Source organism: Actinomycetota bacterium (assembly GCA_005888325.1).
Lineage (GTDB): Bacteria > Actinomycetota > Acidimicrobiia > Acidimicrobiales > AC-14 > AC-14.
Genome location: VAWU01000032.1, coordinates 45,961 through 72,519, shown reverse-complemented (window position 1 = coordinate 72,519; position 26,559 = coordinate 45,961). Strand labels below are relative to the sequence as shown.

Below are 26,559 nucleotides of genomic sequence, written 5' to 3'. Positions count from 1 at the left end.
CACCGCCGAGCTCGACACGCTCACCCAGGCCCTCGCCAAGGTCAATCCGGTCAAGGCGCCCGATCCGCGTACCTTCTACGAGGAGAACAAGGCGACGTACGACACGTACGCGTGTGTCAGCCACATCCTCGTCAAGGACAAGGCCACGGCCGACGACCTGGCCGCCCGCATCGGCAGAGGTGAGGACTTCGCGACCTTGGCGCGCACGCAATCGATCGACAACCAGGGACCCGGCGGCGGCAGCGCGGCGAAGGGCGGCGACCTCGGGTGCAGCGACCCGGCCGGCTACGTGCCCGAGTTCGCGGCCGCGGTCAAGGCGCAGGCCGTCGGTCAGGTGAGCGCGCCGGTGCAGACCCAGTTCGGCTTCCACATCATCAAGGTGACCGCCCGGCCCCCCACCTACGAGCAGGTCCAGGCCCAGGTGCAGCAGCAGGTGCAGCAGCAGGTGCAGCAGGCGAGCCAGGGCAAGCTCAACACGTGGCTCGAGGGCGCGGTCAAGAAGGCGAAGATCAACGTCAACCCGCGGTACGGCACGTTCTCGAAGAACCCCAGCGACTTCGGCGTCGTCCCCCCGAAGTCGACGGCGAAGACGACCACCACCGCCAGCCCACAGCCGTAGCTCGGGCATGCCGCGGGTCGTCGTGGTGGGGCTCGGGCCCGCGGGCGTCGAGCTGCTGACCGCGGCAGCGGCCGCCGCCATCGACCGGGTCCCTCACCGGTTCGTCCGCACCGTGCGCCATCCGGCGGCGTCCGTTGTCCCCGGTGCAACCGCGTTCGATACGGTGTACGACTCGTCGGATTCCTTCGACGAGGTCTACGCCCGCATCGTGGACGCGGTCGTCGACGGGGCGACGAGCCACGGTGAGGTGCTCTACGCCGTGCCCGGGTCGCCGCTCGTCGCCGAGCGCACCGTCGAGCTGCTGCGCGACGACCCACGCGTCGCCGTCGAGATCGTGCCCGGGCTGTCGTTCCTCGACCTCGCGTGGGCCCGGTTGGGGGTCGACCCGGTCGCGAGCGGTGCGCGTGTCGTCGACGGTCGTCGCTTCGCGGTCGAAGCCGCGGGAGACCGGGGCCCGTTGTTGATAGCGCAGTGCGACACGCGCGCCGTGTTATCCGACATCAAGCTCGCGGTCGACGACCCACCGGGGCCCGAGGTGACCGTGCTGCATCATCTCGGGTTGCCCGACGAGTCGGTGCGCACGGTTGCCTGGACCGAGCTCGACCGTGCGGTCGAGCCTGATCACCTCACGTCGTTGTGGCTGCCCGAGCTCGAGGTTCCGGTCGCCGAGCTCGTGCGCACGCTGCGCGAGCGCTGCCCGTGGGACCGCGAGCAGACCCACCAGTCGCTCACGCGCCACCTCCTGGAGGAGACCTACGAGGTGCTCGAGGCCATCGAGGGGCTTCCCGCCTCGATGCCCCAGCTGGAGGAGGAGCTGGGCGACCTGCTCTTCCAGGTCGTCTTCCACGCGACGCTCGCGGCGGAAGCGGGTGAGTTCACTCTCGCGGACGTGGCACGCGGCATCCACGACAAGCTCGTGCACCGCCATCCCCACGTCTTCGGGGCGGTCGAGGCCGACACGCCTGACGCGGTCATGCGGAACTGGGAGCAGATCAAGCAGGTCGAGAAGGGCCGGCAGAGCCTCATGGACGGCATCCCCGGCGATCTTCCGTCGTTGCTCTACGCCCACAAGGTGCAACGCAAGGCGGCGTCGGTTGGCTTCGACTGGGATTCGGCTGAGGGCGTCTACCCGAAGGTGGCCGAGGAGCTGCGCGAGGTCGAGGCCGACCCGGGTGACGAGGAGCTCGGCGACCTGCTCTTCGCGGCGGTCAACCTGGCGCGCCACCTGAAGGTCGACCCGGAGGCGGCGCTGCGGGGGGCAACCGCCAAGTTCCGCGACCGCTTCCGTGTCATGGAAGCAATGGCCGGCGACCGTGGGGTCGAGCTCGCCGCGCTCGACCTGGCCGGGCTCGACGCGCTGTGGGACGACGCGAAGGCTACGACGCGCGGTCGCTGACGAGCACGCGCTCGGGCGGGGTGCGCAGGCCGCGCACGAGGCCCACCCACGACAGGATCCTCAGCCCGTACCAGGTCGGGTCGATCTCCCACCAGAAGAAGCCCTGACGCGCCGACGCGGGGTAGTGGTGGTGGTTGTTGTGCCACCCCTCGCCACCCGTGGCGAGCGCGACGAGCAGCGAGTTGCGGCTCGTGTCGTCGGTTTCGTAACGGCGTCGCCCGAAGACGTGGGCCACGGAGTTCACGAGGAACGTGCCGTGCCACAGGAGGATGGTGGACACGAAGAACCCGACGACGAGGCCGCTCCATCCGAAGAGGAGGAAGGTGACGGCCCCGAGCGCCCACGCGCCGACCCAGTCGTGGCGGTCGAGCCAGCGCAGCTCGGGATAGCGCGCGAAGTCGCGGATGCCGTCCACGTTGGTCGCCTTGAAGCGGTCGGAGAGGAACCACCCGACGTGGCTCCACCAGAATCCCTTCGACGGCGAGTGGATGTCGCGGTCGGTGTCGGCATAGCGGTGGTGGTCGCGGTGGTGGGCGGCCCACCAGAGCGGGCCCTTCTGGGCGGCGGTGGTGCCGCCGAGCGCCATGAGGAACTGCGGCACGCGCGCCATCTTGTAGCTCCGGTGCGCGAAGTAGCGGTGGTACCCGGCGGTGATGAAGAACATCCGGCCGAGGTAGAGCGCGGCGCAGACGATCAGGTCGGTGCGCGAGACGCCCGTGAAGATCGCGAGCAGGGGCACGAGGTGGAGGGCCAGGAACGGGATCGACGAGGTGCGGTTGATGCGCTCGTCGGGCGGCTTGGGCGCGCTCCGGCGAACGGGACGGTCGAGGACGGATGTGGGGGCCATTGGCTCCAGCCTACCGACCGGTAGGTAGGCGCGGCAACGCGCCTCCGAACAGCTAACTTCTGTCACATCAACCACACCAGCAACGGCCCGCGGGCGGTCTCCCCGCCATGAGCTCGATCGAGCACGTGCTGGGCCGCGAGGTCCTCGACTCGAGGGGGAACCCGACGGTCGAGGTCGAGGTGTTCCTGGGCACCGGCGCCCACGGCCGGGCGATCGTGCCCTCCGGCGCGTCGACCGGGCAGTTCGAGGCGGTCGAGCTGCGCGACGGCGACGACCGGCGCTTCGGCGGCAAAGGGGTGCTGCGCGCCGTCGAGAACGTGAACGGCGAGATCCGCGACGCGGTCACCGGGCTCGAGGGCCTCGACCAACGCCTCGTCGACGGCGAGCTGCTGTCGCTCGACGGAACCGACGACAAGCGTCGCCTGGGCGCCAACGCCATCCTGGGCACGTCGCTCGCCGTCGCGCGCGCGGGGGCCGACGAGCTCGAGCTGCCCCTCTACCGCTACGTCGGCGGCACCAACGCGCACGTGTTGCCGGTGCCGATGATGAACGTCGTCAACGGTGGCGTGCACGCGGACAACAACGTCGACCTGCAGGAGTTCATGATCATGCCGGTCGGCGCGGCGTCGTATTCGGAGGCCCTGCGCTGGGGTGTCGAGACGTACCACGTGCTGAAGCAGGTGCTGATCGAACGAGGCCTGTCGACTGCGGTGGGCGACGAAGGCGGGTTCGCACCCGACCTCGCGTCGAACGAGGACGCGGTGCGGCTGCTCGTCGAGGCCGTCGAGCGGGCCGGCTACACGCCCGGTGAGCAGATCGCCATCGCCCTCGACCCCGCGGCGAGCGAGATCTTTCGTGACGGCCGCTACGACCTCGCCGGCGAGGGCCGTCAGCTGACGTCGGACGAGTTCGCCGGGTTCTGGGTCGACCTGTGCGACCGCTACCCGATCGTGTCGATCGAGGACGGCATGGCCGAGGAGGACTGGGACGGCTGGGCCACGCTCACGCGCGCGCTCGACGACCGTGTGCAGCTCGTCGGCGACGACCTCTTCGTCACCAACGTGGAGCGCCTGCAGCGGGGGATCGACCGCAAGATCGCCAACGCCATCCTCGTCAAGGTCAACCAGATCGGCACGCTCACCGAGACGCTCGAGACGGTCGACCTCGCGCACGGGTCCGCCTACCGCGCGGTTATGTCGCACCGCTCGGGTGAGACGGAGGACGCCACCATCGCCGACCTGGCCGTGGCCACCAACTGCGGCCAGATCAAGACGGGCGCACCCGCCCGGTCGGACCGGACCGCCAAGTACAACCAGCTGCTGCGCATCGAGCAGGGCCTCGGCGAGACCGCCGCGTTCCGGGGTCTGTCGCAGTGAGGCGCTCGAGCTGGCTCCTCGTCGCGTCTGTCGTCGCGCTGGCAGGGGTGCTCTTCCTGTTCGTGTTCCCGACCAGCTCGTGGCTGGCCCAGCGCCGCGACCGCCACCAGGTCGAGGCCCAGCTGCGCCAGGTGACCGCGCGCAACCAGAGCCTCGAGCGACGCGTCCGGCTGCTGCGGACGCCGCAGGAGATCGAGCGGATCGCCCGCGAGAAGTACAACCTCGTGCGTCCGGGCGAGGAGGCGTTCGCGATCCTGCCGCCGCGTCCCGCGCCCGCGCCCGCCCGGGCGAGGCGTACCGACACGCGGGCGGGTGAGCAGCGCAACCGCGGAGGCCTCTGGGAGCGCGTCTGGGCCCGGGCCGGCGCCCTCTTCTGATCCCACTACGCTCCGGTCGTGGGCGACGCGTGGGTGGGCACCAGCGGCTGGGCCTACGCCGAGTGGATCGGCAGCTTCTATCCGAAGGGCACGACTGCGGCACGCATGCTGCGCCACTACGCGACCCAGCTGTCCACGGTCGAGGCCCACAGCACGTACCGGCGGCTGCCTTCGGCGTCCACGCTCGAGCGGTGGGGCGCACAGGTGCCCGGGGCGTTCCGCTTCGCGCCGAAGGCCCACATCGGCATCACGCACCGGCGCGACCTCGACGGGCTCGACGAGCGGATGCGCGCCTTCTTCGCCTCGGTGACCAGCCTGGGGCCACGCCTCGGGCCCGTCCTCTTCCAGCTCCCGCACCAACGACCGGACCTGACGCGCCTCGACGCGCTCCTCGAGGCGATGCCGGTCGGGGTCGCGGCCGCCTTCGAGCTGGGCCCGGCGTGGTTCACCGGCGACGAGGCGGGCGATGTCCTCGACCGTCTCGCCGGTCGCCAGGCCACCATCGTGCTCGTGGAGACCGACGCACGGCCCGCGGCGGATGTCGACGTCGGCCCGTTCACCTACGCGCGCCTGCGTCGCTCGCACTACAGCGCGGCCGAGCTCGACCGGTGGGGAGAGCGCCTGGCCAAGCTGCAGGCGGACGGGCGTGACCTTTACGTCTATCTTCGCCACGACGACGAGGGCCAGGCGCCCGGCTACGCCCGACAACTGATGGAGAGACTCGCGTGAGCATCCTTGGCAACCGTGTCCAGCGCAAGGAGGATCCCAAGCTCCTCACGGGTGGCGCGACCTACGTCGACAACCTGAAGCTGCCGGGGGCCGCGTACGTGACCTACGTGCGCTCGACCATGCCCCACGCCCGCATTGCGTCGATCGACGTCGACGACGCGCGTTCCGCGCCCGGCGTCATCGGCGTGTTCACCGCGGCTGACGTCGACCTCCCCGCGATGACGCCGACCATCCCCATGCTCGACCAGACGATGACACGGCCGTTCCTCGCCGACGGCGTCGTGCGTTTCGCGGGTGAGGCGATCGTAGCCATCGTCACCGAGGAGCGGTACCAGGGTGAGGACGCAGCCGAGCTGGTGTTCGTCGACTACGAGCCGCTGCCCGTGGTGGTCGATCCCGAAGCCGCGGAGCAGAGCGAGGTCGTGCTCTTCCCCGACGCGGGCACCAACGTCGCCATGCGCCTCGAGTTCGGTCACGACGACGACCTGTTCGACGGGTGCGAGGTGGTGGTGCGCCAGCGCATGGTCAACCAACGCGTCGCCCCGTGCCCGCTCGAGGTCCGCGCCGTGGCGGCCGAATGGGGCGACGACGGGCGACTCACGTTCTGGTCGAGCAGCCAGAACGCCCACGGTGTGAAGGGCGCGCTCACCTCGCGGCTCGGGCTCGACGAGGCGACCGTGCGCGTGATCGTCCCCGACGTGGGTGGCGGCTTCGGCGCCAAGCTCGGCGGCTCGCCCGACGAGCTCCTGGTGGCGTGGCTGGCACGGGAGCTCGCCCGGCCGCTGCGCTGGCTCGAGACGCGGTCGGAGAGCATGGTCGCACTGGGCCACGGCCGCGCCCAGGTGCAGCAGGTCGAGCTCGGCGGCCGGCGCGATGGCACCTTCGAGGCCTACCGCCTCACCATCCTGCAGGACGCCGGCGCCTACCCCGACGTCGGCGCGGTCCTGCCGTTCATGTCGCGTCTGATGACAACCGGCGTGTACGACGTCGCGAAAGCGGAGTGCGACGCCGTCTCGGTCGTGACCAACACCACGCCGATCGTCTCCTACCGGGGCGCCGGGCGCCCCGAGGCGGCGGCCGCCCTCGAGCGCGCGGTCGACCTGTTCGCGACCGAGATCGGTGCCGATCCCGCAGAGCTCCGCCGGCGCAACTTCATCGCGAAGGACGCGTTCCCGTACACCACTCCGGTGGGAACGACCTACGACTGCGGCGACTACGAGCGCGCCCTCGACCTGGTGCTCCAGACGGCGAACTACGCGGCCCTGCGGGCCGAGCAGGCGCAGCGCCGGGCGCGCGGCGACGTGCGACAGCTCGGGCTCGGGCTCGCGGTGTACGTGGAGGTGACCGCGGGCCCATTCGCCGACAAGGAGTGGGGGGGTCTCGAGGTGCGCGCCGACGGGACCGCGCTCGTGCGCACGGGCATCTCGCCGCACGGTCAGGGCCACCACACGAGCCTCGCCATGATCGCGAGCGACGCGCTCGGCATCCCGATCGACGACATCGAGGTCGTGCACGGCGACACCGACGCGGTGCCCCAGGGCGGCGGCACGTCGGCGTCGCGCTCGCTGCAGATCGGCGGCACCGCCGTCCTGCAGGCGTCGGAGCAGGTCGTCGACCAGGCGCGGCACCTGGCCGCCGCGCTGCTCGAGGCCAACCCCGACGATGTCGTGCTCGACAAGGTCAACGGCCGCTTCCACGTGGCGGGCACGCCCACCATCGGCCGTACGTGGTCGGAGCTGGCGGCCGAGAGTCAGTCCTCCGAGAGTGAGTCGTCCGAGAGTGAGTCGTCCGAGAGTGAGTCCGGGACGCGGGGCGGGCTGCGGGCCGAGCTCGTCTTCGAGGCCGCCAGCCCCACGTTCCCGTTCGGCGCCCACCTGGCGGTGGTCGAGGTCGACATGGAGACGGGCCGGGTCGAGCTGCAGCGGCTGGTGGCCGTCGACGACGCGGGACGCATCCTCAACCCGCTGATGGCCGAGGGTCAGATCCACGGCGGCCTGGCCCAGGGCGTGGCCCAGGCGCTGCTGGAGGAGGTGCGCTACGACGACGACGGCAACCCGCTCACCACCAACCTGGCCGACTACGCCTTCGTCTCCGCGGTCGAGCTCCCCTCGTTCGAGACCGTCTCGATGGAGACGCCGACACCCGTCAACCCGCTCGGAGCCAAGGGCATCGGCGAGTCGGGCTCGATCGGGTCGACGCCCGCGGTGCAGAACGCCGTCGTCGACGCGCTCTCGCACCTCGGGGTGCGCCACGTCGACATGCCCGCCACACCCGAGCGGGTGTGGCGAGCCATACGAGGGACGGTGACGTCGTGAAGATCTCGGTGAGCGTCAACGGTACGGCCCAGGAGCACGAGATCGAGCCGCGGCTGCTCCTCGTGCATCTCCTGCGAGAGGTGATTGGCCTCACCGGCACCAACGTGGGGTGCGACACCTCGTCGTGCGGCGCGTGCACGGTTCTCGTCGACGGCGAGTCGGTGAAGTCGTGCACGATGCTCGCGGCGCAGGCGGACGGCTCGTCGATCACAACCATCGAGGGCCTGGCAGACGACGGACGGCTGCACCGGATGCAGGAGGCGTTCCGCGAGCACCACGGGCTGCAGTGCGGCTTCTGCACACCGGGAATGGTGATGGCGGCGGTCTCACTGCTGCAGGAGCGCCCCTCACCGACCGAGGCCGAGGTACGGGAAGGGCTCGAAGGCAACCTGTGCCGCTGTACCGGTTACCACAACATCGTCAAGGCCGTGCTGGCCGCGAGCGGACAACGGGTGGCGGTGTGATTCCCGCCACGTTCGACTACGTGCGCGCTTCGTCGGCCGAAGAGGCGGTGTCGCTGCTGCACGAGCACGGCGACGAAGCCAAGCTGCTGGCCGGAGGGCACTCGCTGTTGCCGCTGATGAAGCTGCGCCTGGCCACGCCGTCGGTGCTCGTCGACGTCGGTCGCGTGCGCGAGCTGTCGTACGTGCGCGATGCCGGTGACCACGTCGCGGTCGGCGCGCTCACCCGTCATCGCGACCTCGAGACCGACGAGACCCTGCGACGCGAGGTGCCGATCCTCGCGCGGGTCGCCAGCCTCGTCGGCGACCCTCAGGTGCGTCACCGGGGCACGCTCGGCGGCTCGATCGCGCACGGCGACCCCGCATCCGACCTTCCCGCGGTCGTGCTCGCCCTCGGAGGCACGCTCGTGGTCCAAGGCTCGGGCGGAACGCGCGAGATCCCGGCCACCGAGTTCTTCCGGGGCTTCTTCGACACCGCGCTGGCGCCCGACGAGATGCTCACCGAGGTCCGCCTGCCGAAGGTCGCCGGCGCGGGCTGGTCGTACCAGAAGTTCAACCGACGCGCCCAGGACTGGGCCATCGTGGGGGTGGCCGCGGTGCGCAACGGGGTCACCGGTGTCGCACTCGTCAACATGGCCTCGGTGCCGCTGCGCGCCACCGCGGTCGAGCAGGCGCTCCGCGATGGTGCCTCGGCAGCCGACGCGGCCGAGCACGCGGCAGAGGGCACGGAGCCGCCCGTGGACCTCAACGCCGGCGTCGAATACCGGGAGAACCTCGCGCGCGTGCTGGTGCGCCGGGCGCTGGAGGAAGCGGGAGCATGATCACGGGTGCGCATGTCGTGCTGCACACGCCGGAGGCCGACGCCCTACGCGCCGTGCTGCGTGACGTGATGGGTTGGAGCTACGTCGACGTCCACGACGGTTGGCTCATCTTCGCGCTGCCGCCCGCCGAGGTCGGCGTGCATCCCGGCGACTCCCCGCGGCACGAGCTGACGTTGATGTGCGACGACATCCACGCCACGGTCGCCGATCTGCGGGAGAAGGGCATCGAGTTCCGGGGTGAGCCGCAAGCCGCCGGATTCGGGGTCCAGGTGACCATGGTGCTGCCCGGCGGCGTGGAGGTCATGCTCTACGAGCCGCGTCACGCCACCGCCATCTGACCCCGCTGCCGGGTGCGCACGACAAACTTGGCGCAACCTGGCGCCTACCCTTGCATGCGTGACCGTCGACGACGTGGCCGAGGCGCTGGCCGCCCACCAGTACCTGGCCGACGAGGGACTGGCCACCGCGGTGTTCCTCGCGCTCACCTTGCACCGTCCGCTGCTCGTCGAGGGTGAAGCCGGCGTGGGCAAGACCGAGGTGGCCAAGGTGCTGGCGCGCTGGACGGGTGGCGACCTGCTGCGCATCCAGTGCTACGAGGGCATCGACGTCGCCCAGGCCGTCTACGAGTGGGACTACGCGCGCCAGCTGCTCCACGTGCGGGCGCTGGAGGCGTCGCACGAAGCGGTCGTGGAGGACGAGCTCTATTCCGAGCGCTTCCTCGTACGCCGCCCGCTGCTCCAGGCGATCGACTCGCCGCCCGGCGGGCCGCCGCCGGTGCTGCTCATCGACGAGGTCGATCGGGCCGACGACGAGTTCGAGGCGTTCCTGTTGGAGATCCTCTCCGACTACGCGGTCACCATCCCCGAGCTGGGCACGTTCCGCGCCTCGGTCCCGCCGGTGGTCGTGATCACGTCGAACCGCACGCGCGACGTGCACGACGCGCTGAAGCGTCGCTGCCTCTACCACTGGGTCGACCACCCCGACTTCGAGCGGGAGGTGGCCATCGTCCGCCTGCGCGCCCCGCAGGTCGTCGAGCGGCTGGCCCGGCAGGTGGCGGCCGCCGTGGAGCGGCTGCGCACGCTCGAGCTCTACAAGCCTCCGGGCGTGGCCGAGACCATCGACTGGGCCGAGGCCCTCGCCGCGCTCGGCCGTGTCGACGTCGACGAGCACGCGGTCGACGTCACCCTGGGCACCGTCCTCAAGTACCGCGAGGACCAGGAGCGCGTGCGGGCCCACGGCCTCGGCGAGGTCGTCCGGGCGGCGGTGGCGCGCGGTGTCTGAGACGGACGCGGCGGACCTGGCGGTCGATCGCGTCGCGGTGGCGTTCGCGCGCGTCGTACGCGGCGCGGGGCTCGATGTCACGGTCGGCAACGTGACCGCCTTCGTCGAGGCGCTGGAGGCGGTGGGAGTGGTGCGGCGGACGTCGGTCTACTGGGCGGGCCGGGCCACGCTCGTGCGCCGGCCCGAGGACCACGCCGTCTACGACCGGGCGTTCGACGCGTTCTGGGGGAGCGGCACCGGCGTCGAGGCGATGCCTCCCCCGCACGAGGTGCACATCGACCTCTCCCTCGACGACGCCGGCGAAGCCGGAGACGCGGGCGAGGCCGGCCCGACGACGCGGCCGACGATCGCGGTCCGCTACAGCCCGCACGAGGTGCTGCGGCACAAGGACTTCGCGGCCTACTCACCCGCCGAGTTCGTCGAGGCGCGCCGGCTGATGGCCGACATGCGGCTGGCCGGCGCTCTCCGCCGCTCACGCCGGTACCGGTCGTCTGGCCGTGCCGCGGGGCGCCCCGACGTCCGTCGTACCGTGCGTCACGCGCTGGCCCACGGTGGCGAGCCCGTGCGTCGCGCGTTCCTCGAGCCGGCCACGCGCCCGCGTCGCGTCGTGCTGCTGTGTGACGTCAGCGGTTCGATGGAGCCGTACGCCCGCGCCCTGTTGCGGTTCCTGCACGCCGCCGTCGTCGGCCGCACGCGCGTCGAGGCGTTCGCCCTCGCGACCCGCATCACCCGCCTGACCCGCCCGCTCTCGTCCCGCGACCCGGACGCGGCGCTGTCGGCGACTGCGGACGCGGTGGCCGACTGGGCCGGGGGCACCCGGCTGGGCGAAGGACTGCGCGCGTTCAACGACACGTGGGGCGTGCGCGGGATGGCGCGCGGCGCAATCGTCGTGGTGCTGTCGGACGGATGGGACCGGGGCGACCCGAGCGCGCTGGCCGAGCAGATGGCGCGTCTGCGACGCGTCGCGCATCGCGTTGTGTGGGTCAACCCCTTGAAGGCGGCGCCCGGGTACGCGCCGCTCGCGCAGGGAATGGCGGCGGCGCTGCCGTTCGTCGACGAGTTCGTCGAAGGCCACTCGCTCGCATCGCTCGAGACCCTCGTCCGGGTCGTGGGTGGCAAGGGGTGATGTCCCGATGAGAGAGGTGCTCGACGACATCGAACGGTGGCAGGCCGCGGGCAAGCGGGTCGCGGTGGCGCGGGTCGTGGGTGTCGAGGGTTCCGGCCCTCGCGACCCGGGCGCGACGATGGCGGTGAACGACGACGGTGAGATCGCGGGATCGGTGTCGGGTGGGTGCGTGGAGGGCGCGGTGGTCACCGAGGCGCTCGCGCTGCTCGCAGGTGACGGGGCCCCCCGACTGCTCACCTACGGCATCGCCGACGAGGACGCCTTCGCCGTCGGCCTCACGTGTGGTGGCACCATCCACGTCCTCGTGGAGTCGCTCGAGCGTTGGGGCTGATCTACGCGGCGTTGCGCGAGGCGCTGCTGGCCGACGCGCCCGTGGCGCTGGCGACGGTCGTCGACGGCCCCCAGCCGGGCGCCAAGCTGCTGGTGCGTCCCGAGCAGGAACCGATCGGCTCGCTCGGCGACGCGGACCTCGACCGGGTGGTGGCGCGCGACGCGCGGGGTGAGCTGGAGGCCGGGCTCACCGGGACGCGCCACTACGGGCCCCACGGCGAGGCCCGTCAACGGGAGGTGTCGGTGTTTATCGAGTCGTTCGCACCGCCGCCGCGCATGGTGATCTTCGGCGCCGTCGACTTCACCGCGGCCCTCGTGCGCGTGGCGAAGGTGCTCGGCTACCGCGTCACTGTGTGCGACGCGCGCCCGGCCTTCGCCACATCGGCGCGCTTCCCTCAGGCCGACGAGGTCGTGGTGGACTGGCCCGACCGCCATCTCACCGCGGTCGGGCCCGACCTCGGGCCTCGGGACGCGGTCTGCGTGCTGACGCACGACCCCAAGTTCGACGTGCCGGCCATCGTCGCCGCCCTGCGGACGCGCTGCGGCTACCTCGGCGCCATGGGGTCGCGCCGCACCCACGCCGAGCGGGTGGCGCGATTGAGGGAAGCCGGTATCGGCGACGAGGAGCTGGAGCGCGTCATGGGCCCGATCGGGCTCGCCATCGGCGCCCGCACTCCCGAGGAGACGGCCGTGTCCATCTGCGCCGAGATCATCGCGCTGCGCACCGGCCAGGGTGCCCCGTCGCTCCGCGACTCCGACGGTCCGATCCATGGTGCGTGACCCGGCTCCCTGCGCCACCGATCCGGGTGACAGAGATCACACGAGCGGACGGGTGCCCGGCTGAGGGAGACTGTCCGCGTGACGCTCGAGCCGCAAGGCGGCCCGCCCGACGACGTCCGCATCTCCGACGAGGAACGCACGCAGGTGGTCGACCGCCTGCGCCGGCACTGCGCCGAGGGCCGCATCACGCTCGACGAGTTCTCCGACCGGGCGGGCCAGGTCTATGCGGCCCGCACCCGCAGCGAGCTCGTCGAGGTGCTGGCCGACCTGCCCGAGCCCGTCCCACCCCTCGCGACCGACGCGGTGGCCGTGCGCCGCCACCCCACGAGCTGGGTCGTCGGCATCATGGGCGGCGGTCAGAGCAAGGGTCGATGGCGCCCGGAGGGCGAGGTCACCGCGCTCGCGATCATGGGCGGTTGCGTCGTCGACCTGCGGCAGGCCGAGATCGAAGGGCCGGTGGTCGACATCTCTGCGATCGCCATCATGGGCGGGGTCGACATCATCGTCCCCGAGGGCATCGCGGTGGAGATGTCGGGCATCGCCATCATGGGCGGCAAGGACTGCCGGGTGAAGGACGTGACCCCGCTCCCCGGCACCCCGGTCGTGCGCGTGCGTGCGTTCGCGTTCTGGGGTGGGGTCACGGTGCGCACGAAACGCGAGCGTCACCGCGGCGTCGACCGCGCCCGTGACCGGGCCCAACGCCGGCAGCTGCAAGGCGAGCGCAGCATCGCGCTGGCCGAGCGCCACGCGACACGTGCACTGGAGCACGCGGCGCGCTACGCCCCGATGGTCGAGGAGGTCTTGGGCGCGTTCAACCAGGGGATGAAGCCCAAGCCCCCGACCGCGCTCGACGGCACCGTCACCATCCTGTTCAGCGACATCGAGGACTTCACCGGCATCACCGAGCGACTCGGCGACCTGCGCGCCCAGGACGTGCTCCACTCTCACAACGACATCGTGCGCCGCGCGGTGGCCGCGAGCGGGGGTCACGAGGTGAAGTCGCAGGGGGACAGCTTCATGCTCGCGTTCGCCAGCGCCCGCCGTGCTCTCAACTGCGCGGTCGACATGCAGCGGTCGTTCGATCGTTGGTCCGACTCCCAGCCCAACGTCCCGCTCAAGGTGCGCATGGGACTGCACACCGGTGAGACGATCCGCGAGGCTGACGATCTCTTCGGCCGGACCGTGATCCTCGCGTCGCGCATCGCAGCCGAGGCCGGAGGCGGCCAGATCCTCGTCTCGTCGCTGCTGAAGGAGCTGACCGAGAGCTCGGGCGAGTTCTGCTTCAGCCCGGGTCGTGAGGTGACGCTGAAGGGCCTGTCGCGCACGCAGGTCGTGCACGAGGTCGACTGGTCGGGCGCCCTCCCGGGGTGACGGTCGCCGCCGTCGTTCTGGCTGCGGGTTCGGGTAGCCGCTTCCACGGGGACGCGCACAAGCTCCTGAGCGACTTTCGGGGGCGGCCGCTCGCGTCGTGGGCCCTGTGGCATGCGATCCAGGCCGGCCTCGACGAGACGGTCGTCGTCACCGGCGCGGTCGACCTCAGCGCGGTGGTCGACCGGTGGCGGGAGGTCGTGCGCGTCGTCGAGAACGCCCGCTGGGCGGAGGGCCAGGCGACCTCGCTGCTGACGGCCGTCGACGCGGCGCGTACCCGCGGCCACGACGCCATCGTGGTCGGCCTGGGCGACCAACCGTTCATCCCCCCCGAGGCCTGGACGGCCGTCGCCGCCAGCCCGTCACCCATCGCGGTGGCCACCTACGACGGGCGTCGCCGACATCCGGTGCGCCTCGGCGCGTCGGTGTGGCCGCTGCTACCCGCGACCGGCGACCAGGGCGCGCGCGTCGTCATCTCACAGCGGCCGGAGCTCGTGGTGGAGGTAGCGTGCCGAGGGGAGGCTTCCGACATCGACACCCTGGAGGACCTCACCAGGTGGAGTTAGAGCCAGCATGGAGTTAGAAGCAGCATGGAGCTAGAACCAGCATGGAGCTAGAACCAGCATGCAGTTAGAGAACGAGTTCCGCGTCGAGGCGTCGGTCGACCGCGTGTGGCAGGTGCTCACCGATCTCGAGCGCATCGCGCCGTGCATGCCCGGCGCGCAGCTCCAGGAGGTGGAGGGCGACGAGCATCGCGGCATCGTCAAGGTGAAGGTCGGGCCCATCACCGCGCAGTACAAGGGCGTGGCGCGTATCGTCGACCGGGACCGGGAGGGGGGTCGACTGGTGCTACGGGCCGAGGGCCGGGAGACCCGCGGTCAGGGCAACGCGAGCGCGCTGATCACGGCCAGGCTGGCCGCCGATGGCGACGCCACGGCCGTCGCGATCAGCACCGACCTCACCGTCACCGGCAAGGTGGCACAGTTCGGGCGGGGCGTGCTCGCCGACGTGAGCGCCAAGTTGGTGACGCAGTTCGTCGAGTGCCTCGAGGCCGACGTGCTCGCCGGCGAGGAGGCCGTGCCCGCGCCGGCGCCCGCCGCGGTGCCGGCGGCGTCGGTGCCCGCCAACGGCGACGGGGAGCAGGTCCGTCGCATCGAGTCCGCGCCTTCCCCGCCCGTCGATCTCATGGGCGCGGCCGGCGTACCCGTGGCCAAGCGCGTCGCGCCCGTCGTGGCGCTGCTGTTCGTGACCATGTGGTTGGTGCGCCGTCGCCGCCGTCGCCGCCGCGCCCGGGGCTGACGTGGACGACCGGGCGCTCGTGTCCGAGCGGTTGGGCCGCGCGCCGATGGGTGACTTCGACGTCGTCGTGCGCGACGAGACCGGGGTACCGCGGGTGATCCGCAACGCCCCGTTCCTCGCGGACGGCACGCCGATGCCGACGCGCTACTGGTTGGTCGACGCCGTCACGTGCGAGGCGGTCGCCCGGCTCGAGGCCGCGGGCGGCGTGAAGGCGGCCGAGGCCGCGGTCGCGCCCGACACCCTTGCCCGGGCTCACGCTCGCTACGCCGCGGAGCGTGATGCCGCGATCCCGCCCGACCATGCGGGACCGCGACCGTACGGCGGGGTGGGCGGCACCCGGCGCGGGGTGAAGTGCCTGCACGCGCACTACGCCTGGCACCTCGCCGGCGGCGACGACCCCGTGGGCCGGTGGGTGGCCGAGCGCCTGGAGTCATGAGCCGGCTTCTCGGCGCCATCGACTGCGGCACGAACTCGACGCGCCTGCTGGTGGCCGAGGCCGGCGGAGCAGGCGCAGCGGGCGGCACGACCACCATCGAGCGCCACATGCGCATCACCCGCCTCGGCCGGGGCGTCGACGCCACCGGCGAGCTCGCCCCCGAGGCCGTCGAGCTCACGCTCGCCGTGTTGCGCGAGTATCGCGCCACGCTCGACCGTCACGGAGTCGAGCGGGTTCGTATGACCGCGACGTCGGCTGCGCGCGACGCGACCAACCGCCGGATCTTCTTCGAACCCGCCACCGAGATCGTGGGGGCCGAGCCCGAGCTGCTCAGCGGCGACGAGGAGGGACGGCTCTCGTTCGCGGGCGCGACGGCCGAGCTCGACCCCGCGCGCGGCCCGTTCCTCGTCGTCGACATCGGCGGTGGCTCGACCGAGTTCGCGGTCGGTGCCGGCGCAGACGGCCCGCCCGACGGAGTCGTCTCCGTCGACGTCGGCTGCGTGCGCGTGACCGAGAAGTTCCTGCACCACGACCCGCCCGCGCCCGAGGAGCTCAGCCAGGCCCTGTCGGTGGTGCACGACCATCTCGACGACGTCGCACGCGAGCTGCCGGCCGCCACGGAGGCGCCCACGCTTGTGGGCCTGGCCGGCACGGTGACGACCGTGGCCGCCATCGAGCTCGGGCTACGCGAGTACGACCGCGACCGCATCCATCACTTCGTGCTCACCCGCCGGGCGGCGGAGGAGGTGTTCCGCACCCTCGCCACCGAGCCACGCGCGGTGCGGGTGCACAACCCCGGGCTCGAGGAGGCCCGCGCCGACGTGATCGTGGGCGGGGCGGCCATCCTGGTCGCCATCATGCGCTATTTCCAGCACGACGAGTGCCTGGTGAGCGAGGCCGACATCCTCGACGGACTCATCCGGAGCCTCCTCTGATGAGCTCGGGCAGCGGCTCGGCGTGGAGGATGCCGAGGTGCTGCACCGCCCGCGTCAGCGCCACGTAGAGCACGCGCACCCCGCTCGGCTCCTCGGCGACGATGCGCGCCGGCTCCACGACGACCACCGCGTCGAACTCGAGCCCCTTGGCGGATGCGGGAGGGAGCAGGGTGACCGAATCGCTGAGCGTCTGCCGGCGGGCGTCGGTGAAGTCGATCGCGGCCGCTCGCAGCGCGGCCGCGATGGAGTCGAGCCCCGACATGGGTGCGATCACGCCGACGGTCGTCCAGCGTTGGGCCAACGCCCCGACCTCGGTGGCGACCGCGTGCGCCAGCCCGTCGGTCGCGACGGAGAGCACGAGCGGAGGGTCGCCGGCCGTGCGTACCGAACGTGACGGGCGCAGATGCGGTGCGGCGACCGGCAGCAGCCGGTTGGCGAAGTCGAGGATGGCGGCGGGCACGCGATAGCCCACCCCCAGCTCCTCGATCCGCGCTCGCGAGCGCCGCTCCGCCTCCGGCGCGACGACTGTCTGGCGCGCCTCCTGCGCGACGAGATGGTGCAGCACGTCGTCCCAGTTGCTCTGGGCGCCGACCGCGGTGGCCTGGGCCAGGTCGCCGAGAACGGTCATCGAGCGCTCGGGCGTGCGGCGGGCGAGCAGTCGCAGCTCCATCGACGTGAGGTCCTGCGCCTCGTCGACGACCACGTGGCCGTAGGTCACGGGCGTGCCGGTGGTAAGGGCTTCGGCTTCGTCGAGCAGGGCCAGGTCGGCGCGTGTCCAGCGTTCGTCGGCGGCACGCGCGGTGTTGCGACGCAGCAGGAGCGCCTGCTCGGCCGGCTCGAGCACGCCGTCGGCCGCGCGCGACAGCGTGTGCCTGTTGCCGAGCACGCTGCGCACCAGCGCGGGCGCGCGCAACGATGGCCACGTACGGTCGAGCAGGGCCTTGAAGTCGCGGCCCGCGCGCAGGCTGGCGACGAAGGCGGGCTCGACGCTCAGGTCGGCACCCGGCCGAGCCTCGTAGCGCTGCCGGGCGAGACGCACGAGCCGCTCGCGGAACAGCTCGCGGCGGTCGTTGGACGGCAGGTCGCGCCCGAGCGCGATGTCGACGAGCGCGGCGATCTGCGGCGCGGGGAGCCGCACCGAGCCGAAGTCGGTGGCGACGACCACGTCGTCGGGCGGCGCGGCGATCCGGTCGCGCACTGCGCGGCGCAGCACCTCGCTCATGCGCGCATCGCCCTTGAGCTCGGCCACCTCGGGGTCGTCGACGGCGCGCACGGGATAGCGACCGGCCATCAGGCTCTCGATCGTGGCCTGAACGACCGCGGTCTCGCCGAGAGAAGGCAGGACCTGCGCGATGTAGCGGAGGAAGATCTGGTTGGGACCGATCACGAGCAGCCGCTGCCGCTCGAGCAGCTCGCGGTGCTCGTAGAGCAGGAAGGCGGCGCGGTGCAGGCCGACGGCCGTCTTACCCGTCCCCGGGCCGCCCTGCACGATGACCAGGTCCTCCAGCGGCGCGCGGATCACCATGTCCTGCTCGGCCTGGATGGTGGCCACGATGTCGCGCATCTGTCCCGTGCGCGCCCGCTCCAGCTCGGCGAGGAGGGGGTCGGGCAGCCCGCCGCCACCGGTCGCGTCGGGATCGTCGAAATGCTCGTCGAAGATGTCGACGAGCACGTGACCGTCGACGCTGAAGCGCCGCCGGCGGGCCAGGCCCATGGCGTCGGCGTAGGTGGCGCGGTAGAAGGGGCTCGAGACGCGGGCGCGCCAATCGACGACGACGGGCTCGCCGGTGGGGCCCTCGACATGGCGGCGCCCGATGTAGAAGTGGTCGCCGACCTCCTCATCGAGCCGGCCGAAGCACAACGCCGCTGGCGTGTCGGCGAGCGTGGCCAAGCGTCGCTCGAGGTGCCACTGGACGATCATCGCGTCGGGCGTCTGCTCCACCCGGGCCGCGGTCTCGCCGACCGCGAGCGTGCGCGCCGCGTGCTCGCGCATGGCCGCCAGGCAGGCGTACGCGTGGTCGAGGTGCCGCTGCTCCGCGGCGAGGTCGGGATGTGCGTCCACGGGGGACGATGACGCTAGCCGAGACGGGTCAGGGCCCCCGTCGATTTACGGCTGCGCTCGGACGACGGCCGCCACGACCTCCTCCAGCGTCGGGACGGTCTCGGCGTCGTGGAACTGGGCCATGCGCGCGTAGACGTCGGCCGCGGCCCGGTGGAAGCCGTCGGGCAGCCCGGCGGACGCGAACGTGTCCGCGATCTCGTGCATCTCGCCGACGAAGCGCCACGCCTTGGCGGCCGTGCCCCGTGCCGCACCCTCGGACCGCCCGGGGAGATCGGGTTGGGAGATTGCCCATTCCTCCAGGAGCGCGGGGTCGACGTGCTCGACCGCGGCCACCGCGCGGACGGCGACCAGCAGCGCGCTGGTGCCCTTGGTCCACCCCGCGTAACACATCTTGAGCGCGGATGCCGCGCCGACGTCTCCTTCGATGACGATCGCGTCGAGCGCCGACCCTGCGAACAACCGGGCGACGTCGTCGGCGCCGGGCCCCGATAGGTAGAGGCGCGTCGTGCCTTTCACGCGGGGCGGACCACCGATGATGCCGCCGTCGGTGACGCGCGATGCGGTCGCGGCGATCTCGCGCGCGGTCGCGGGCGCAACCGCGTTGACGTCGACGTACGTCCCCTCGAAGCCGCACGCGGCGACGGCACGCGCCAGATCGATCGCGGCATGGGGCGGGCACACCGACACGATCGTTTCGGAACGCTCGACGAGCTGCGCGAGCGTGGCTACGTCGGCGAGGCCGGCGGCGTCGGCTCGAGATCGGGTGGCGTCGCTTCGCCCGCTCGACGCCCAGAGCACGTCAGCCCCCCCGGCGCGCAACGCCGCACCCACCGCCGCGCCCATCTCGCCCGGGTGGAGCAGCCCGACCCGTGTCACCGCGGCGGGCCGGCTTCGATGACGCCGCGGATGTCGTCGAGCCAGCCCGGGGCCCCGCTCGCCGACTCGATCAGCCACGTGACGCCCTCGGCTTCGTAGTCGCCGGCGCCGGCCGTGGTGCCCGGAAGCACCCACACCGCGACGTCGAAGGGTGCGTCGGTCTCGCGTTGCTTGCGCACGACGGCGAGCATCTCGCGCACGTCGTCGGGGGTCACGGGCTCGATGCCGCGCGGGCCGATGCGGATCGGCGCCACGCCGTCGCACTGCGCGGCGCGCCGCAGCGGGCCGCGGTTGGGCCAGACGACGGCCACCCACACCGGGATGCGGGGCGACTGCAACGGCCGGGGGAGGAACGTGGCTCCGTCGACCGTCAGGTGCCTGCCCTCGAACGAGAAGCGCGCTCCCGACCAGAGGCCGAAGAGCACCTCGAGGCCCTCGTCGAGGCGCTCGGCGCGCACGCGGTCGTCGGTCGGCTCGCCGAAGGCACCGAACTCGACATCGGGCGGCTCGCCCAGGCCCACGCCGAGCACGGCCCGGCCGCCCGAGAGGTGGTCGAGGGTGACCGTCTCGCGTGCCAGCTTCCAGGGCCGCCGCCGGGCGACCGGCGTCACCAAGGTGCCCAGCCGGACGCGCTCGGTCGTCTGCGCGATGGCGCCCAGCACGACCCAGGGATCGTTGATCGGGAACGGGTGGTCGGCGTCGACGAGCACGTGGTCCCAGAGGAAGAAGCCGTCCCAACCGGCGCGCTCGGTCGCGTGACCCAGCTGCACGAGATCGGCCGGGACGCCGAAGTTGGGGACGCTTATCCCGTAGCGCACGAACGCCGACGGTAGTGTGCCGGCGTGCCGCTGCACGACCGGGTTCTGATGGGGCCAGGGCCATCGAACCCGTACCCCGAGGTGATGCAGGCGCTGGCCCGGCCGGTGCTCGGTCATCTCGATCCCGAGTTCCTCACGTTGCTCGACGAGACGTGCGACCGGATGCGTCAGGCCTTCCGCACCGACAACGCCCTGACCCTCCCGATCAGCGGCACCGGGTCGGCCGGGATGGAGGCGGCGTTCGTCAACGTCGTCGGCCCCGGCGACGTGGTCGTGGTCGGCGTCAACGGCCTCTTCGGCGAGCGCATGTGCGACGTGGCCGCGCGCTGCGGTGCCGACGTCGTGCGGGTCGACGAGGAGTGGGGCCGCGCCATCGAGCCGTCGCGGCTGCTCGATGCCCACCCGTCGCCGAAGGTCATCGCGGTCGTTCACGCGGAGACGTCGACCGGTGTGCGCAACGACATCGAGCCGCTCGGCGCAGGCAAGGGTGACGCGCTGCTGCTGGTCGACTGTGTCACCTCGCTCGGCGGGATCAGCGTCGAGATCGACGGGTGGGGGGTCGATATCGCGTACAGCGGGACGCAGAAGTGCCTCGGGGTCCCGCCGGGCCTGGCCCCGCTCACCGTGAGCGATCGGGCGTGCGAGCGCTTCGTCGAGCGGCCGCGATCGTGGTACTTCGACCTCGGCATGATCGGCGACTACGTCGGGCCCTCCCGCAAGTACCACCACACCGCGCCGGTGTCGATGATCTACGCGCTCCACGCCGGTCTCGGCGTGCTGCTCGACGAGGGCCTCGAGGCGGCGTGGGACCGGCACGAGGCGTGCGGGCGCACGCTGCAGGACGGGCTCGAGAAGCTCGGGATGGCGTTGGTCGCACAGGACGGACACCGCCTGCCCGAGCTCACGACGGTGTGGCTGCGCGCGGGGTTCGATGACGCGGCGACGCGACGTCGACTGCTCACCGACTACGGCATCGAGGTGGGCGCCGGCGTCGGCCCGTTCGCGGGAAAGGCGTGGCGCATCGGTTGCATGGGCCACACGGCACGGCTGCGCAACGTCTCGCTGTTGTTGCGCGCCCTCGAAGAGGTGCTGGCCGCGTGAGCGCTCCCGTGTGGGCACCGGCGAGCTCCGAGGACGCGGCTGCGACCAACGTCGGCCGGTTCATGGCCGCGCACGGCATCACCGACTTCGCCGACCTCGTGCGTCGCTCGATCGACGAGGCGGAGTGGTTCTGGGACGCAGTCGTCCGTTTTCTCGAGCTCGAGTGGTTCTCGCCCTACGCGCAGGTGCTCGACGTCTCGGATGGAATCGCATGGGCCCGGTGGTTCACGGGCGGCACGGTGAACCTCGCCCACAACTGCGTCGACAAGTGGGCCGCGACGGAGCCAGATCGCACCGCCGTCGTCTGGGAAGGTGAGGACGGTGCCGTGCGCACGTGGTCGTTCGCCGAGCTGCGCGCGCAGGCGGACGGGCTCGCCGCGCTGCTCGAGCGGCGCGGTGTCGGTGCCGGTGACGCGGTCGGCATCTTCCTGCCGATGCTCCCCGAGACCGTCGCCGCGCTGCTCGGGGTGGCGAAGCTCGGCGCGGTGTTCCTGCCGCTGTTCAGCGGCTACGGGTCCGCAGCGGTCGCGACGCGGCTCGAGGACGCGGGCGCGAAGGCCGTCGTCACCGCCGACGGCACCTACCGCCGAGGTGCGATCGTCCCGATGGTGCACGTGGCCCGGCGGGCGGTGTCGCGCGTGACCTCGGTGCACACGATGGTGATCGTGCCCCGGCTCGGCGAGCGGGTGGAGCAGTTCCCGGGGCCCGAGGTGCTCTGGCCCCGCCCGAGCGGCCGTCAGTTCGCCACCCGCCCGGTCGACAGCGAGCACCCGCTGTTCGTCGCCTACACGTCGGGCACGACGGGCCGCCCGAAGGGCTCGGTGCACGTGCACGGCGGCTGGCTGGCCAAGGTGGCGGAGGAGGGCGCCTTCCAGACCGACCTGCGGCGCGCCGACATCCTGTTCTGGTTCACCGACATGGGCTGGATCATGGGCCCGTGGGAGGTCACCGGCGCCCTCGCGAACGGCGCGACGCTCGCCCTGTACGAGGGCGCGCCGGACTACCCGGAGCCCGACCGGTTGTGGGCCTACCTCGAGCGACACCGGGTGACCGTGCTCGGCATCAGCCCGACGCTCATTCGTGCGCTCATGACCCACGGCGAAGCGCGGGTGAAGGCTCACGACCTGGCCGCGCTGCGCATCCTCGGCTCGACGGGTGAGCCGTGGAACGAGGACCCGTGGCGCTGGTACTTCGAGGTCGTCGGCGGCGGGCGCTGCCCGGTGATCAACATCTCGGGCGGCACCGAGGTCGGCGCCTGCTTCCTCTCGCCTCACCCCGTCACGCCGCTGAAGCCCATGTCGCTCGGCGGCCCCGCGCTGGGAATGGCCGTCGACGTGTACGACGACGGCGGCAAGCCGTTGCGCGGCGCGGTGGGCGAGCTGGTGTGCACGCGCCCGTGGCCGGGCATGACCCGCGGCCTGTTCCACGACCCCGAGCGCTACATCGAGACGTACTGGAGCCGGTGGCCCGACGTGTGGGTGCACGGCGACTGGGCCTCGATCGACGCCGACGGCGACTGGTACCTGCACGGCCGCAGCGACGACACCATCAAGGTGGCGGGCAAGCGCCTCGGGCCGGCCGAGGTCGAGTCGGTGCTCGTGAGCCATCCCGCGGTCGTCGAAGCCGCTGCGGTCGGTCTACCCGACGAGCTGAAGGGCGAGGCGCTGTGGGGGTTCGTCGTGCTCGCGGCCGGCGTCGAGCCCCGCGACGCGTTGCGTACCGAGTTGAGCGACCTCGTCGCAGACCGGCTGGGGAAGTCGTTCAAGCCGTCGGCCATCCGCTTCACCACCGCGCTCCCGAAGACGCGCAACGCCAAGGTGCTCCGGCGAGCCATCCGCGCCGCCACCCTCGGTCAGGACCTCGGCGACCTCTCCGCCTTGGAGGACACCGCGACGATCGACGCGGTGAAGGCGGCAACATGAAGGGCGCAGACATGAAGGGCGCGACATGACGATGCCCGCGGCACCGGCCGCCACGATCCTCCGCGGCCGGCGGGTGCAGCTGCGCCCGGTCGAGCTCGCCGACTTCGACGGCTGGCGTGAGGTGCGACGCCGCTGCGCGGACTGGTTGGTGAAGTGGGAGCCCGCGCCACCGCCGGGCCAGACCGACATCACCGACAACCGCCAGGCCTTCGCAGCGCGCTGCGGCGCGCGGCGGCGCGAGTGGCAGCTCGGCACCGGGTACGGCTTCGGGATCTTCGTCGACGACCGCTTCACGGGCGAGATCAACGTCAACAGCGTGCAGCGGGGCCCGTTCCAGAACGCCTACGTCGGCTACTGGATCGACCAGGCGCAGGCAGGCAACGGCTTCATCCCGGAAGCCCTGGTCGCGGTGGCCCGCTTCGCCTTCGAGGACCTCGCGCTTCACCGGCTGCAGGTCGCGATCATCCCGCGCAACCTGGCGAGTCGCCGCGTCGTCGAGAAGCTCGGCCTGCGCGAGGAGGGCGTGGCGGTCCGCTACCTCGAGATCGACGGGGTCTGGGAGGACCACGTGCGCTACGCCATCACCGTCGAGGAATGGGTCGAGCGTCGCGAGGAGCTGCTCAACGCCTGGGTGCGGTGAACCCCTTGCTTGTCGTAGGCAGCCGTCCTCAGGACGGTTCCGCACGACAAGAAGCAGGGGGGCTTCCGTAGAATCCCGGCGATGCTCCCCGAGCCGGTGGATCGCATGCGCGATGGAATCGGAGGAATGGGCCGAGCGGCCCATGGTGGCGCGCGAAGGGCATTTGCGACACTGGCGGCGGGGGTGGGTCGCCGATGGCGTCGAGGGGATCGAGAGGGCTCCGAGGACTCGGGCTGCTGGCCACGGGGCTGGGTCTGGGGCTGATGGCGGTGCGCGCTCGCCGGGAGCCCCGAGACCACGCCCTCGTGGGCACCTGGGCCGAGCTGTCGGGCTTGGACGCCCCGGTCGAGGAAGCGGTCACCGACGTGGCACCCGGATCCGTCGCGGAGCCTGTCGCACCCGAGCCGGTCGTCGAGGTCGCACCCGAGCCCGTCGTCGAGGTCGCACCCGAGCCCGTCGCGGATCTCCTTCCGGAGCGACCGTCGTGGGAGATCCGGGCCAAGGCGTGGTTCGAGCGAGCGATGGCGACGGCGCGCCACTACCGACGGGCCCTCATCGCCGTCTGTGCTGTCGCGCTCGCACTCATCCTTCTCGTTGCCGTGCCCGCAGTCGTCCGCACCCGGCACAGCGACCGCTGGCAGCGCTGCGCCGAGCGCACGACGGGGACGAGCCTGCCTCGGGGCGGCCGCGTGACCCGCGTCGTGCTCGACAGCTGCGGGCCGAAGCCGGCCTTCAACCGGGTGCCCGCCGACCGCCGGAACTGACCCGCGTCAGCGGGGGCGGGTGATCCGCTCCCGCATCGCCGCCAGGCGCTCCGCGAACTCTGGCTGCTGCAGTGACCAGAGCTGAGCGGTGAGCTCGACGTGCACCGCTTCCTCGTGGTCGGCGACGTCGGCCATGGCCGCGATCGTCTCCTTGGCCCGTCGCACGAGCGCCGGCGGTACGTCGGCGGCCCCCGACGCGAGCGCACGGGCGCGTTCGATGAGCGCGTCGTCGTCGACGCAGCGCCAGGCGAGTCCGGCGTCGACGGCGTCCTCGCCTGAAAGGACCTCACCGAAGAGCACCATCGCCGCGGCCGTCTGCGCGCCGGTCAGCCGGCGCAGCATCCAGGTATGGCCGCCGCCCGGGTGCAGGCCCAGCTTGAGGAAGCGCGTGTCGAAGCGCGCCGAGCGACCGGCCAGTCGCACGTCGCATGCGAGCGCCAGGTTCATGCCCGCTCCGACCGCGGCGCCGTTCACCGCGGCCACGGTCGGCAACGGCGAGCGGGCCACGCGCAGGAACCCCTCGTACACCGACCGCAGGCCCGGCTGCGCGTCCTCCGCTCCGCTCTGCTGTTCGGACCTGCGATCCTCCGCTCCGCTTCGGTTCTCGCTCTGACCGGTCCGGCTCGCGGCGGCGAGATGGGAGAGGTCGGCTCCGGCACAGAACGCGGGAGGCGCGCCCGTGACGACCACCGCGCCCACGTCGGCCTCGTGCTCCAGGCGATCGAAGGCGGCGACGATCTCGTCGACCAGGTCGAGCGAGAGCACGTTGCGCCGGTCGGGGTCGTCGAGGGTGACGACGGCCACCCGCTCGTCGACTTCGACGCGGAGGAGGCTCAATCCGGAGCGCGCACGACGGCCGGCGAATGGCGGAAGAACGTCTCGACCTCGGTGTCGTACTTGTACGCCGGCCGGCTGTCGCCGACGGTGTGCCGGAGGTGCATGGCCCGCGCGTAGTTGTCGACGGCCCCGGCCGACGTGTAGCGGTACTCGAAGCCGGCCCGCTTGAGGCGCCGGTTGTCGACCCCGCGGCCGTACCGGAGGAGCGCCAGCATCTCGGGCGGGAGCTCGAGGATGCCGAGGCGCTCGAGCGGCGCGGTGACCAGACCGGTGAGCACGGGCGGGATCGGCACGACCCGCTTGCCGCACAGCGACGCCACCTCGCTCCACGGCAGCCGTCCGTCGCCCGCCACGTTGTAGATGCCGGGCAACTGCTGCTGCCGGGTGAACTCGAGCGACCGGATGACGTCGTCCTCCTCCACGAACTGCATCAGCGGGTCGTACCCGAAGATGCCCGGCACCGCGGGGAGGGCCAGGGCCTTGCTGCACGGCGTGACGATGTCGGTGCCCAACACGTTGGAGAAGCGCATGAGGGTGACGATCACGTGCGGGTTGTCCTCTGCGAAGTCGCGCAGGTAGCCCTCGACCTCGACGAGGGACCGCTCGACGCGCGTTGACGGCGCCCGCGTGCGCGACATCTCCTCGCGGAACCAGGCCGGGTCCTCGTGGGTGGACCCGTAGACGAGCGTCGACGACTTCACCACTACCTGTCGCACCGGGCTCCCCGACGCGCCCGCGGCGGCCAGGAGGTTCATCGTTCCGATCACGTTCGTCTCGTGCATGGCGCGGCCGCTCATGCGCGTGGAGTCGACGACGAGGAAGGTGTGGAGGATGGTGTCGACCTGGGTCGCCTTCACGATGCGGGCGAGGATCGAATAGCTCTGATCGGCCTTGACGAACTCGGTGCGCTCGAGTTGGATCCTCGGCTCCTGGGTGTCGAGGCCGACGATCGTCTCGACGTCGGGATCGTGCTCGATCGCCTGTGCGAGCCGCCCGCCCCAGAAGCTGCTGAGCCCGGTGATGAGGACGCGACGTCCCATGTC

Annotated in this window: 26 protein-coding genes and 1 pseudogene; 21 read left to right on the top strand and 6 right to left on the bottom strand. The window is 72.0% G+C overall.

What is annotated here, in order from left to right; all coding sequences use genetic code 11:
• The first annotated feature begins 196 nt into the window (after positions 1-196).
• Positions 197-619, top strand: coding sequence for a hypothetical protein (locus E6G06_13170; protein TML90154.1), 423 nt, complete (start codon positions 197-199; stop codon positions 617-619).
• Between the two features lie 7 nt (positions 620-626).
• Positions 627-2,015 carry a nucleoside triphosphate pyrophosphohydrolase gene (gene mazG / locus E6G06_13165; GenBank protein ID TML90153.1) on the top strand — a complete coding sequence of 463 codons (1,389 nt, stop codon included), beginning with the start codon at positions 627-629 and terminating at the stop codon, positions 2,013-2,015.
• Here the strand turns inward: mazG and E6G06_13160 are convergent.
• Positions 1,996-2,862 carry an acyl-CoA desaturase gene (locus E6G06_13160; protein ID TML90152.1) on the bottom strand — a complete coding sequence of 289 codons (867 nt, stop codon included), beginning with the start codon at positions 2,860-2,862 and terminating at the stop codon, positions 1,996-1,998. The genes mazG and E6G06_13160 overlap by 20 nt on opposite strands.
• A 107-nt stretch (positions 2,863-2,969) precedes the next feature.
• Between E6G06_13160 and E6G06_13155 the strand changes: the two genes are divergently transcribed.
• From E6G06_13155 to E6G06_13085, 15 genes and pseudogenes are all read left to right on the top strand, one after another.
• Entirely contained in the window at positions 2,970-4,238 is a 1,269-nt protein-coding gene (locus E6G06_13155) for a phosphopyruvate hydratase (GenBank protein ID TML90151.1), read from the top strand.
• Entirely contained in the window at positions 4,118-4,615 is a 498-nt protein-coding gene (locus E6G06_13150) for a septum formation initiator family protein (GenBank protein ID TML90150.1), read from the top strand. The genes E6G06_13155 and E6G06_13150 overlap by 121 nt, the downstream gene beginning before the upstream one ends.
• A gap of 18 nt (positions 4,616-4,633) precedes the next feature.
• A complete protein-coding gene (locus tag E6G06_13145) occupies positions 4,634-5,344 on the top strand; it encodes a DUF72 domain-containing protein (GenBank protein TML90149.1) in 711 nt (236 codons plus the stop codon).
• Entirely contained in the window at positions 5,341-7,659 is a 2,319-nt protein-coding gene (locus E6G06_13140; GenBank protein TML90148.1) for a xanthine dehydrogenase family protein molybdopterin-binding subunit, read from the top strand. The genes E6G06_13145 and E6G06_13140 overlap by 4 nt, the downstream gene beginning before the upstream one ends.
• Complete coding sequence (locus tag E6G06_13135) at positions 7,656-8,123, top strand: (2Fe-2S)-binding protein (protein ID TML90147.1); 468 nt, start codon at positions 7,656-7,658, stop codon at positions 8,121-8,123. The genes E6G06_13140 and E6G06_13135 overlap by 4 nt, the downstream gene beginning before the upstream one ends.
• On the top strand, positions 8,120-8,941 hold the full coding sequence (locus tag E6G06_13130) for a xanthine dehydrogenase family protein subunit M (GenBank protein ID TML90146.1): 822 nt from the start codon (positions 8,120-8,122) through the stop codon (positions 8,939-8,941). The genes E6G06_13135 and E6G06_13130 overlap by 4 nt, the downstream gene beginning before the upstream one ends.
• Positions 8,938-9,279, top strand: a complete 342-nt coding sequence (locus E6G06_13125) for an extradiol dioxygenase (protein ID TML90145.1) — start codon at positions 8,938-8,940, stop codon at positions 9,277-9,279. Before E6G06_13130 ends, E6G06_13125 begins: the two co-directional genes overlap by 4 nt.
• A 58-nt stretch (positions 9,280-9,337) precedes the next feature.
• A complete protein-coding gene (locus tag E6G06_13120) occupies positions 9,338-10,222 on the top strand; it encodes a MoxR family ATPase (GenBank protein ID TML90144.1) in 885 nt (294 codons plus the stop codon).
• 16 nt (positions 10,223-10,238) lie between these two features.
• On the top strand, positions 10,239-11,348 hold the full coding sequence (locus tag E6G06_13115; protein ID TML90218.1) for a VWA domain-containing protein: 1,110 nt from the start codon (positions 10,239-10,241) through the stop codon (positions 11,346-11,348).
• Positions 11,349-11,355: 7 nt separating this feature from the next.
• Positions 11,356-12,458, top strand: a pseudogene (locus E6G06_13110) (XshC-Cox1 family protein).
• A gap of 78 nt (positions 12,459-12,536) precedes the next feature.
• Entirely contained in the window at positions 12,537-13,829 is a 1,293-nt protein-coding gene (locus tag E6G06_13105) for a DUF1707 domain-containing protein (protein ID TML90143.1), read from the top strand.
• On the top strand, positions 13,805-14,392 hold the full coding sequence (locus tag E6G06_13100; GenBank protein TML90142.1) for a nucleotidyltransferase family protein: 588 nt from the start codon (positions 13,805-13,807) through the stop codon (positions 14,390-14,392). The genes E6G06_13105 and E6G06_13100 overlap by 25 nt, the downstream gene beginning before the upstream one ends.
• Before the next feature lie 58 nt (positions 14,393-14,450).
• Positions 14,451-15,125: a carbon monoxide dehydrogenase gene (locus tag E6G06_13095; GenBank protein ID TML90141.1), complete on the top strand. Its 675-nt coding sequence runs from the start codon at positions 14,451-14,453 to the stop codon at positions 15,123-15,125.
• Position 15,126: 1 nt separating this feature from the next.
• A complete protein-coding gene (locus E6G06_13090; protein ID TML90140.1) occupies positions 15,127-15,561 on the top strand; it encodes a DUF501 domain-containing protein in 435 nt (144 codons plus the stop codon).
• Positions 15,558-16,496 carry a Ppx/GppA family phosphatase gene (locus E6G06_13085; GenBank protein TML90139.1) on the top strand — a complete coding sequence of 313 codons (939 nt, stop codon included), beginning with the start codon at positions 15,558-15,560 and terminating at the stop codon, positions 16,494-16,496. Before E6G06_13090 ends, E6G06_13085 begins: the two co-directional genes overlap by 4 nt.
• On the opposite strand, the gene E6G06_13080 is transcribed toward E6G06_13085, so the two are convergent.
• The 3 genes from E6G06_13080 to E6G06_13070 are packed head-to-tail and all read right to left on the bottom strand — an operon-like array spanning position 16,477 to position 20,369.
• Positions 16,477-18,558, bottom strand: a complete 2,082-nt coding sequence (locus tag E6G06_13080; GenBank protein ID TML90138.1) for an AAA family ATPase — start codon at positions 18,556-18,558, stop codon at positions 16,477-16,479. The two genes, E6G06_13085 and E6G06_13080, sit on opposite strands and share 20 nt — an antisense overlap.
• Before the next feature lie 45 nt (positions 18,559-18,603).
• Positions 18,604-19,434: an NAD(P)-dependent oxidoreductase gene (locus E6G06_13075; protein ID TML90137.1), complete on the bottom strand. Its 831-nt coding sequence runs from the start codon at positions 19,432-19,434 to the stop codon at positions 18,604-18,606.
• Positions 19,431-20,369, bottom strand: coding sequence for an LLM class flavin-dependent oxidoreductase (locus tag E6G06_13070; protein TML90136.1), 939 nt, complete (start codon positions 20,367-20,369; stop codon positions 19,431-19,433). The genes E6G06_13075 and E6G06_13070 overlap by 4 nt, the downstream gene beginning before the upstream one ends.
• Between E6G06_13070 and E6G06_13065 the strand changes: the two genes are divergently transcribed.
• The 4 genes from E6G06_13065 to E6G06_13050 all read left to right on the top strand — a co-directional run bounded on the left by E6G06_13065 (position 20,301) and on the right by E6G06_13050 (position 24,679).
• On the top strand, positions 20,301-21,353 hold the full coding sequence (locus E6G06_13065; GenBank protein TML90135.1) for an alanine--glyoxylate aminotransferase family protein: 1,053 nt from the start codon (positions 20,301-20,303) through the stop codon (positions 21,351-21,353). The two genes, E6G06_13070 and E6G06_13065, sit on opposite strands and share 69 nt — an antisense overlap.
• Positions 21,354-21,415: 62 nt before the next feature.
• Positions 21,416-23,275, top strand: coding sequence for an AMP-dependent synthetase (locus E6G06_13060; protein TML90217.1), 1,860 nt, complete (start codon positions 21,416-21,418; stop codon positions 23,273-23,275).
• 25 nt (positions 23,276-23,300) lie between these two features.
• Positions 23,301-23,915 carry a GNAT family N-acetyltransferase gene (locus E6G06_13055; GenBank protein ID TML90134.1) on the top strand — a complete coding sequence of 205 codons (615 nt, stop codon included), beginning with the start codon at positions 23,301-23,303 and terminating at the stop codon, positions 23,913-23,915.
• 194 nt (positions 23,916-24,109) lie between these two features.
• The gene (locus tag E6G06_13050; GenBank protein TML90133.1) at positions 24,110-24,679 is read left to right on the top strand and encodes a hypothetical protein; all 570 of its coding nucleotides are present in this window, start codon (positions 24,110-24,112) and stop codon (positions 24,677-24,679) included.
• 6 nt (positions 24,680-24,685) lie between these two features.
• On the opposite strand, the gene E6G06_13045 is transcribed toward E6G06_13050, so the two are convergent.
• Entirely contained in the window at positions 24,686-25,516 is an 831-nt protein-coding gene (locus tag E6G06_13045; protein ID TML90132.1) for an enoyl-CoA hydratase, read from the bottom strand.
• Positions 25,513-26,556, bottom strand: coding sequence for an NAD-dependent epimerase/dehydratase family protein (locus tag E6G06_13040; GenBank protein ID TML90131.1), 1,044 nt, complete (start codon positions 26,554-26,556; stop codon positions 25,513-25,515). The genes E6G06_13045 and E6G06_13040 overlap by 4 nt, the downstream gene beginning before the upstream one ends.
• Between the last annotated feature and the right edge of the window lie 3 nt (positions 26,557-26,559).